10 protein-coding genes are annotated in these 7122 nt (G+C 63.8%); 1 reads left to right on the top strand and 9 read right to left on the bottom strand.

From position 1 onward, the window contains the following. Window positions 1-229: 229 nt before the first annotated feature. From J7I92_RS18795 to J7I92_RS18765, 7 genes are all read right to left on the bottom strand, one after another. Window positions 230-538 (bottom strand): hypothetical protein, encoded by a 309-nt coding sequence (locus J7I92_RS18795; protein WP_214843015.1) that lies wholly within the window; start codon window positions 536-538, stop codon window positions 230-232. Between the two features lie 321 nt (window positions 539-859). Beyond that, on the bottom strand, window positions 860-1282 hold the full coding sequence (locus J7I92_RS18790) for a hypothetical protein (protein WP_214843013.1): 423 nt from the start codon (window positions 1280-1282) through the stop codon (window positions 860-862). A 51-nt stretch (window positions 1283-1333) separates the two neighbouring features. Further along, window positions 1334-1987 (bottom strand): hypothetical protein, encoded by a 654-nt coding sequence (locus J7I92_RS18785; RefSeq protein WP_214843011.1) that lies wholly within the window; start codon window positions 1985-1987, stop codon window positions 1334-1336. 47 nt (window positions 1988-2034) lie between these two features. Then, a complete protein-coding gene (locus tag J7I92_RS18780) occupies window positions 2035-2739 on the bottom strand; it encodes a sortase domain-bontaining protein (protein ID WP_214843009.1) in 705 nt (234 codons plus the stop codon). Between the two features lie 24 nt (window positions 2740-2763). Then, window positions 2764-3531: a CHRD domain-containing protein gene (locus tag J7I92_RS18775; protein ID WP_214843007.1), complete on the bottom strand. Its 768-nt coding sequence runs from the start codon at window positions 3529-3531 to the stop codon at window positions 2764-2766. 199 nt (window positions 3532-3730) lie between these two features. Next, window positions 3731-4204: a hypothetical protein gene (locus J7I92_RS18770; RefSeq protein ID WP_214843005.1), complete on the bottom strand. Its 474-nt coding sequence runs from the start codon at window positions 4202-4204 to the stop codon at window positions 3731-3733. Then, window positions 4201-4596, bottom strand: coding sequence for a cupredoxin domain-containing protein (locus J7I92_RS18765; RefSeq protein ID WP_214843003.1), 396 nt, complete (start codon window positions 4594-4596; stop codon window positions 4201-4203). Before J7I92_RS18765 ends, J7I92_RS18770 begins: the two co-directional genes overlap by 4 nt. 242 nt (window positions 4597-4838) lie before the next feature. On the opposite strand from J7I92_RS18765, the gene J7I92_RS18760 reads away from it, so the two are divergent. Next, window positions 4839-5537, top strand: coding sequence for a hypothetical protein (locus tag J7I92_RS18760; protein WP_214843001.1), 699 nt, complete (start codon window positions 4839-4841; stop codon window positions 5535-5537). Window positions 5538-5777: 240 nt separating this feature from the next. Here the strand turns inward: J7I92_RS18760 and J7I92_RS24705 are convergent, their stop codons facing one another. Together J7I92_RS24705 and J7I92_RS18755 are read right to left on the bottom strand one after the other, a co-directional pair. Next, entirely contained in the window at window positions 5778-6224 is a 447-nt protein-coding gene (locus tag J7I92_RS24705) for a helicase associated domain-containing protein (RefSeq protein WP_396020420.1), read from the bottom strand. Between the two features lie 117 nt (window positions 6225-6341). Beyond that, window positions 6342-6854 carry a transposase gene (locus J7I92_RS18755; protein ID WP_214842999.1) on the bottom strand — a complete coding sequence of 171 codons (513 nt, stop codon included), beginning with the start codon at window positions 6852-6854 and terminating at the stop codon, window positions 6342-6344. Window positions 6855-7122: the final 268 nt, after the last annotated feature.

Raw genomic sequence — 7122 nt, 5'->3', positions numbered from 1 at the left:
TTCTCCTTCGCAGTGCTACGAACGCTGATGCACTCGTGGATGCTGGCCCGGGTGGCTGCGGAGATTCGTCCCCGTACCGGGTGTTATCTTATGAACAAGGGTAAATGCAAGTCACATGGGTAACAATAGGTAACACTTGCCTCACTGGTCACTTTTTGATAAAGACCCAGCGCTGACGGGGTGTTGTCCTGGGCTGTGACGGTGTCACTTTCGGGTGGAGCTGGACGCCTCAGAGGCCGTAGTCATCGGCGCTGCCCCCGCGGGGGAGCCAGGTCAGCCATTCCACGGCTTCCTCCCGGCAGGTGAAATACTCTTGGGGGAAGGTGCTGTTCCGGCGCATCCACGCAGCCTGTACCCGATCTGTGCTTGACGCACCCACGGTCGCGACTGCAGAAGCGGTCCCGTGTTCCAGCATGTAGTCCCTAACTTCTGATGTCAGGTGGATTCCGTTGATCTCCACAAGCAGCGGGAGACTACGTCCTCCGCTTAGCGCGTCGGCGGCCGTGATGGCTTCCACCGCGTCCGCAAGCTGAAGCATCGTATCCCTAGCCCAGACCAGATGCAGGATCCGTCAGTAGCCAGACGCATCGTCGCTTTGCCACTTTGAAGACAGATTTCGTTCACCAAATCCCCCATGCGGACACCCTAGCTGGGGCATCCGCCTTCTTCTATAGAGGCCAACCGGGATTTTGCTATTTGCTCGGTCACCCAGTGGATGAGCCGGTCCCGCGTCACTTCTGACCTGTTTCCCGCCGGCAGCGCGAAGGCGATCAGGAACCGTGACGACCGCTCGACCAGGGTGCGCCGGCAGAGGCCGAACAGGTCTTGCAGTGAGGTGGGAACGCTTCGTGAGGTTATTTCACGGTGAGGCTACCGTGCATGTTGCCGTGGAAGATGCAGTGGTAGGGGTAGGTCCATGGTTCGGTTGGGGCCTGAACGTGCCGGTGCCGACTTTGATGATGGCGTCGAATGCGGTGCCTGTGTCCGCGGTGATGGTGCGCGCTTCAGTGTCCTCGTTGACGGTGATCTCCGCTCCGGAGCTCACGGTGTCATCTCCTTGGTATTTGAAGCCCTTGATCAGGATTTCCGCTGGAGCACCCGCCACAGATTCAGCGGGTGGAGCCGGGGCCGGGGCCGTGGTGGTTGGAGCTGAGGTGGTCTGCGCTGTTGTTGATGCGGTGCCCGGTCCGGACATGCCGGGGCTCCCGCACGCGGAAAGGGCCAGTACCGCCGCTGTTGCCGCGAGCCCGAGTGCCCTGGGTCTTCTGATGTTGGCCTTCATGATGAAACCTTTCGGTGGGTGCGGCCGTGGCGTGGGTGCTGGAGAGGTGGGTCAGGGATGTTCGATCCAGCAGGCCAGGATGGTGGTGGAGAGCTGGTAGGCCAGGGCGTTCCTGGTGATGCCCTCCGGTCCCAGGTTTGCGGGCAGATCGGAGGCGTCCACGTGCAGGATGAAGTTGTCTTTTTGGAACACGGCGGACCCGTCCGCGGTCTCGTATGCGGGGAATCCGAGGTTGGCGAGACCTTCAATGGGTTTTGCCTCTTTGGCGAGGGCCTGCATGGCGTTGAAGTAGGTAAGTGCCGTCGCCTGGTTGGAGGCGTCCTGGACGGATATTTCCAGTGCCCCTTCCTGCAGGTGGTAGATGCAGGTGAAGGTGCTGTCCGCCCAGGTGTTGATGGTGTGCGGGGCCTCCTTCAGGTCAAGGATTGAGGTGAGCCTGTCCATGGGCTGGTCCCCGCAGACCATCAGGGCAGCATCGCTGGGCCCCTCCGGGGTGGTCCCATGCGAGGGTGTCACGCCGCCGTGATGTCCGCCGCTATGACCGCCAGCATGTCCGGCCTCCGGCGAAGTCACGGGCGGGGACGGCGCTGATGTATCCGATTGCGCTGCAGAGAGCGTGCCCTCCGTTCCGGCTGCGGCGGCGCAGCCGGTGAGCAGCAGGGACGCAATGGCCAGGGCGGCCACCGCGTGGGATCGGTGTTTCATTTTTGTCCATCCTTGCCTTTTCCCGCTCCCGGAGGAGGGGTCCGTTGTCAGGCTTTGAGTTTGGCGTAGATGACGTAGTTATCGTCGAAGAGCCCGGTGGCGGGATCGTACCCGTCGCAAGTGATCAGCCGGAGCTCAGCTCCGGGAGTGTTTCCGTAGACCTCGAGGGTGGGGAACCCGGTCTTGCTGTAGGTGGCCCCGCGGTCAACGGTGAACACGGCGGTGCTGCCATCGGCCCGGGAAACGGTGATCTCAGCTCCAGCGGTGAGTTTCCGCAGGTCCGCGAACACACCCTTGTTACCGCCCAAGGCATTGACGTGGCCCAGCATCACCGAAGGGCCGCGTTCACCCGGGGTGGGGGAGCCGTCATACCAGCTCGCGGGTGCGCCGTTCCCGGTATCTTCCGGTACTTTCAGGGAGCCGTTCTCCTCCAGGCCAAGGTGGAGAAGGTCCGTGCGGACCCCGATCGAGGGAATGGCCAGGGTAACTGGGGCCGAAGCGGCCATGACCGGCGGACGCTGCTGTGCGGGCGGGACCGCCGCGGGGGCAGCGGGTGCCGGTGCGGACGCAGCCGGGGGAGCGCTGGGAGTGCCGGGCGCCGCAGGAGCTGAGACCGAGGCCGAAGGTGCCGAGCCGGCATCCGGGGTGGTGGCGGGTCCGGCGGCGCAGCCGGCCAGGGTGAGCAGGAGCAGAACCCCGGCCGCCGTGGAGGCCAGGGGGCCTCTGCGGTGGCCGGGGTTCTTGGGTGTCACTGTATTGATCCGGTCAGCTGGTGCTTAGGCTGCTGCGGAGGTGCGGCGCCGGACAACGTAGGCTCCGCCAGCCAGGGCGATCAGGGCCAGGCCGGAACCGATGGCAAGGGCGCCGGTGTCAGTGCCGGTGTCGGTGGCGACGCCAGTCGCTGCGCCCCCTGCTGGCATCTTCATCTGCCCGGCCGTCAACGTCCCGCACAGAGCCGGAGATGTGGCGGCCAGCGGAAGCGTCGGTGCGAGGTCGGACTTGGCTGCCTGGCCGGCGGCGCTCAGGGTAGCGGGGTCAAGGCCGTGCACGACCACCACAGCGGTGCCGGCTTCCAGGGCTGCCTTGGTTTCGGCGTTCAGTTCGAAGGTGCGGTCAACCGTGTAGGCAGCACCCTGGCCGCCGACCTTAAGGTCAAGGCCTGCTGCGGGGCTGGTGTCACCACTGGTGGAAAGAGTGGTCACGATGCCACCGTAGGACGGGGCGCCTTCGGTCGTGGAGATGACCTGGTCGCCGTCCTTATCGGCGGACGGGTCCGGGCAAACGCCCTGGGCGCCGCCGTGGATGTGCTGGACGTGCGGATACGGGGCATCCATGAACGTCGCGGGCATGCCCGAAACATTCAGAACAACATGGGCCTGGTTGCCCGTCACATCAACACTGATGGTGCCCGAGCCTGCGCTGCCGTTGAGCTGGGACAGGGTCGACTGGTAGGACTGGTCCGCGGCCATTGCCGGGGAACCGGAAAGGGCAAGAGCGCCCAAAGCAAGAGTAGGTACTGCCATAAAGCGGAGTGTCTTATTCATTCGAAAAATCTCCTCATACACGCGCGTGTGATGTTGGCGCCCCAAGGAAGGGACGCAGGTACTTCGAAGCAGAATGAAGATGGGATTGGTGAAAATGTGTCTTGGAGCACAAAACTTTTACGTCGTGCCGACACGTTCCCGTCCACAGCAATGACGGGTCAATGGTTTTGGACCCGCTTCAGGCCCGTTCCCTGCTCGTTCAGGCCGCGGAGTGGTGCCAGCCCCGGGGCTGGATCCACGGTCCTGGCCGTGTTTTGCGCTGCAGCAGGGCGAGGCCTGCCACTGCCAGCCCGCCGGCCGTTGCTTCGGCCACGGCGGTAATGACCTTGGCCGCGTACCAGACCGGTTCATACATTGAAGGCAGCGGCCCGATAGCGGGGATTTGAACATACCGGTAGAGGATGACAGCGGCCAGGGAAGAAAAGCCCACTGCCGCGGCGGCAGCGAAAGCGGTCCGTGTGTTTTTCAACAGAACAAACACGGCGGCGAGGATCGCGGCGCCGGCCTGGATCAGGAACAGCGTGCCCTGGCCGTTGCTCCCTGGTGCGGCCTGCTGGTATCCGGGCGCGAGCTGAACATGAATCACCGCGCTGAGCACCAGCGACGCAGCAATGCCGGTCCGGAGCACCCGCAGGGGGCCGGGACCGGTGACCGGGATGTGTACGGGTCTCATTTCACGACCAGCGTTCCGGTCATCTGCGGATGGAAGGTGCAAATGATGCCGTAGTCACCGGGCTCGTCAGGGGCTTGGAAGATCACTGTCCCACCGGCCGGGACCTCAACGTCGAAACCACCTTTGTCCTTGACAGTCAGGGTGTGCGGGGCGCGGTCGGCGTTCGTGACCGTCACCATCGCTCCTGGCTTCACCGAGGCCGGCACTTCATACTTGAAGTCCCTGATCGTGACGACCGCTTCAGCGGCCTGTGTCGCTCCATCAACTGACGGAACGACGGAACTGGCCGCCGGGGGCGGGACGGAAGAACCACCGCCCTGACCGGCGCACCCGGTGACGGCCGCCAGCGAAACGGCCGCAGCTACGGCCCAAATGTGAGTAATGGTTTTCATGACTATCCCCTTCAAGGGATGTTGTCCTCCACCCGCCGGACGGCGCGCCCATCAGGAAACTACCCCACGCACACTGTTCGTCACTCGGGCCCTTATGGACTGGCGATCGAGGCAGACGGTAGTCCAATAGAATCGGGCCGCCCAGTAAAGGGGTAGGCACGCCGCCCATCCACGGGCGTTTGTGGCGCGAATCACATAAGACCATCGAATTTCTCGGTGGCCCCTTGATAGGGAGCGAAAACATGAAAAGAAATTCCAAGCTGGCTCTTGGCGGAGCCGCAGCAGCGGTTCTTGCCGTTGTTTCGATGGGTGCCGGCCCCGTCCTGGCCCAGAACGGCAAGACGACCGACAAGTCGGTCACGCTCACCGCTGTGCTCACCGAGCTGAACGGGTCCGGCGCGTCCGGCACCGCCACGGCCGTGGTGAAAAACCAGAAGATCGAACACATCGAGGTCCATGCCACGGGCCTGACCCCGGACGCACCCCACGCCCAGCACATCCACTACGGCAACGACGCCCTGAACGAGTGCCCGACCTTGGCCCTGGACGCCGACTTGGACGGTCGACTAAACACCGTTGAAGGCATACCGGCCTACGGCCCCGTGGTCGTATCCCTGAACACAACCGGGGACACAACCCCGGCCAGCTTCCTGGACGTCGCCCGTTTCCCGGTCTCCCATGACGGGATCTTCGACTACAGCCGGGACAACATTGAGTTCACCGACGTCGCGGGCACAGGCTACCCCGGTGCGGGCGGACTCGGCACAGCCAAACAGATCGCCGACTCCATCCGGGAAGGCGAAGGCGTCCTGGTCATCCACGGCCTGGACTACGACGACAACGGGACCTATAACTTCAGTGACCCCGAAGGCGCCAGCGAACTGAACCCGAACCTGCCAGCCGAAGCCACAGACCCGGCCGTATGCGGTGTACTCCGCTGACACCCTGACCGGACTGGCCGCTGCTGGGGCGGCCAGACCCACTCCACCAACGAACGCACACGATCCACGGCAGAAGCGTCAAAAGGGGAAGCGAACAAGATCCATCCCAGTAAGCCGTTTGTTTCAAAAAAGCTTCTAGAGATTGGAGCGAATAACCCGATCAGACCGGCGAATCTGCCCACTGTCGCAGCCCAGAATGCGGTCATAACGGGTTTTTGAGTCATTAGCCACGAGGCGACTCTATCCGTAGCTTGCAGTCCGGGATGGGGAGGGCCTTCGGCCCGGTCGGCGCCCTGTACGCCAGCCCGGCACGGACACATTCAACGCCTGCGCCTCGGCCGGTTCCAGCTCGCTGCGCCGGAGCTTGTACCGCTGGGTATGCAACCACACGCCTAGCTCGTGCTCCTCACCGGCCACGGTTGCCTTGTGCCGCGGCCAGTCATTTCCGGCCGCCCGGTACTTTACCAAGGCAGCCAGCCTGTCCTGCCATCTGGCCTCATCTACCACCGCGCGCGGTGCGCCCTGCCAGCACGCCCAGTCCCTCGCGGTACTCGGGCGCCAGCGTCCCCTGGGCGGCGCCGCGTCGGTGTCGCTCCAACCAGACTCCCAGGCTCCGCTCGGCCGCAGACCCGGCCCTGGGGAGGGATACCGTCCCGTTTCCTGAACCACGGCCACCAGTTCGCGCATCCGCTCCAAACCAGGGACACTGGCCCGGGCTTTCTTCCCGGCCGCGGCCTTCTCATGCGCTGAAGCAAGATCAGGATCCGCTTTCCTTGCTACCAGGTCACGCAGTGGTGCTTCTCATTAGCCATGCCATGGCTCCCTGATACAGGGCGTGGGCTCCCTGATACAGGGCGTGGTTGGCGTTGCGGTCCCCGCCTCTGCTGAGCCGGTGACGGGTGGTTTGCCTGAGGATGCGGGTATGGGTGCGACCCCGACGAGGGCAGCGAACTGGGCCTCGTTTTCAAGGCGGTCCGGGTTGTCCCCGACGGTGACCAGGAGTTGGCTGGCTACCTCTGTCCCGACACCTGGAAGGTCACAGAGCATTGGCGCGTAGGTGTCGAGGATTTCCTGGAGCGCGGCGTCAGCGGTAGCGATTTCTTCCGAGAGGGACTGACAACGGGTGGCCAGGGCCTTCAATGTCAGTAGGCACACATACTCGGGGTCTGCCGTATGGCCCGAGGGTCTGGTGCGCTGCAGGGCCGTGATCATCGCCGAGGTTCCGAGCCCCCGGTATTTCGCTCGGACTTTGTCAGGAGCGGAAACGAGCAAACCCTTGATCTGATTGATGGCTGCTGTGCGTGCTTTTAGCGTCAAGGTCCGTCAAAGGGGTGTTGAGCCAGGCGGACATGGCTGTCCTCCGGATTGTACGTGCCCGCTCCGGCCCCTCTAGCCCCTCCTTCGTCGGGGCCTGCGACCCGGAAATTCTTCTCCGGCGCTCGTTCCTCGCTTATTTCCTCCGAAGATTTTCCACGTCTTGGCCTGCGGGTAGACGGGACTCCACGGGCACAGCTCCGCAAGCTCCGCCAGCAGGCAAAAAACAACTGTGAGTCTTACCGTGGCTGGTCTGGGACTAGCTGGCAGT

This window comes from Arthrobacter sp. ISL-72 (assembly GCF_018613755.1).
Classification (GTDB): Bacteria; Actinomycetota; Actinomycetes; order Actinomycetales; family Micrococcaceae; genus Arthrobacter.
The sequence above is the reverse complement of the archived record's forward strand: the minus strand, read 5'-3'. Positions and strand labels throughout refer to the sequence as shown.